Source organism: Pantoea septica, assembly GCF_002095575.1.
Classification (GTDB): domain Bacteria; phylum Pseudomonadota; class Gammaproteobacteria; order Enterobacterales; family Enterobacteriaceae; genus Pantoea; species Pantoea septica.
In genome coordinates this window covers 1-1,750 of the sequence record NZ_MLJJ01000077.1, presented here as the reverse complement: position 1 = coordinate 1,750, position 1,750 = coordinate 1, and the positions used below count along the sequence as shown (strand labels likewise).

Sequence of the window (1,750 nt, the reverse complement as noted above, 5' to 3'; positions counted from 1 at the left end):
GCTCTTTAACAATTTATCAGACAATCTGTGTGGGCACTCGAGAGCAGATATCAAAAGCCTTCGGGCTTAAAAAATATCAAGCCTCACGAGTGGACACATAATGACATTCATTATGACGTTTTACAGATGAGCACCGCTTAACTGGTTTAAGCAAATCAAACTTAAATTGAAGAGTTTGATCATGGCTCAGATTGAACGCTGGCGGCAGGCCTAACACATGCAAGTCGAACGGCAGCACAGAAGAGCTTGCTCTTCGGGTGGCGAGTGGCGGACGGGTGAGTAATGTCTGGGAAACTGCCCGATGGAGGGGGATAACTACTGGAAACGGTAGCTAATACCGCATAACGTCGCGAGACCAAAGTGGGGGACCTTCGGGCCTCACACCATCGGATGTGCCCAGATGGGATTAGCTAGTAGGTGGGGTAACGGCTCACCTAGGCGACGATCCCTAGCTGGTCTGAGAGGATGACCAGCCACACTGGAACTGAGACACGGTCCAGACTCCTACGGGAGGCAGCAGTGGGGAATATTGCACAATGGGCGCAAGCCTGATGCAGCCATGCCGCGTGTATGAAGAAGGCCTTCGGGTTGTAAAGTACTTTCAGCGGGGAGGAAGGCGATGCGGTTAATAACCGCGTCGATTGACGTTACCCGCAGAAGAAGCACCGGCTAACTCCGTGCCAGCAGCCGCGGTAATACGGAGGGTGCAAGCGTTAATCGGAATTACTGGGCGTAAAGCGCACGCAGGCGGTCTGTCAAGTCGGATGTGAAATCCCCGGGCTTAACCTGGGAACTGCATTCGAAACTGGCAGGCTAGAGTCTTGTAGAGGGGGGTAGAATTCCAGGTGTAGCGGTGAAATGCGTAGAGATCTGGAGGAATACCGGTGGCGAAGGCGGCCCCCTGGACAAAGACTGACGCTCAGGTGCGAAAGCGTGGGGAGCAAACAGGATTAGATACCCTGGTAGTCCACGCCGTAAACGATGTCGACTTGGAGGCTGTTTCCTTGAGAAGTGGCTTCCGGAGCTAACGCGTTAAGTCGACCGCCTGGGGAGTACGGCCGCAAGGTTAAAACTCAAATGAATTGACGGGGGCCCGCACAAGCGGTGGAGCATGTGGTTTAATTCGATGCAACGCGAAGAACCTTACCTACTCTTGACATCCAGAGAACTTGCCAGAGATGGCCTGGTGCCTTCGGGAACTCTGAGACAGGTGCTGCATGGCTGTCGTCAGCTCGTGTTGTGAAATGTTGGGTTAAGTCCCGCAACGAGCGCAACCCTTATCCTTTGTTGCCAGCGATTCGGTCGGGAACTCAAAGGAGACTGCCGGTGATAAACCGGAGGAAGGTGGGGATGACGTCAAGTCATCATGGCCCTTACGAGTAGGGCTACACACGTGCTACAATGGCGCATACAAAGAGAAGCGACCTCGCGAGAGCAAGCGGACCTCATAAAGTGCGTCGTAGTCCGGATCGGAGTCTGCAACTCGACTCCGTGAAGTCGGAATCGCTAGTAATCGTGGATCAGAATGCCACGGTGAATACGTTCCCGGGCCTTGTACACACCGCCCGTCACACCATGGGAGTGGGTTGCAAAAGAAGTAGGTAGCTTAACCTTCGGGAGGGCGCTTACCACTTTGTGATTCATGACTGGGGTGAAGTCGTAACAAGGTAACCGTAGGGGAACCTGCGGTTGGATCACCTCCTTACCTGAAGATACTGCCTTCGAAGTGCTCACACAGATTGTCTGATAG

Annotated in this window: 1 rRNA gene; it reads left to right on the top strand. The window is 53.5% G+C overall.

The features are described from left to right. Positions 1-163 precede the first annotated feature (163 nt). Positions 164-1,705, top strand: a 16S ribosomal RNA gene (locus HA46_RS20575). Positions 1,706-1,750 lie beyond the last annotated feature (45 nt).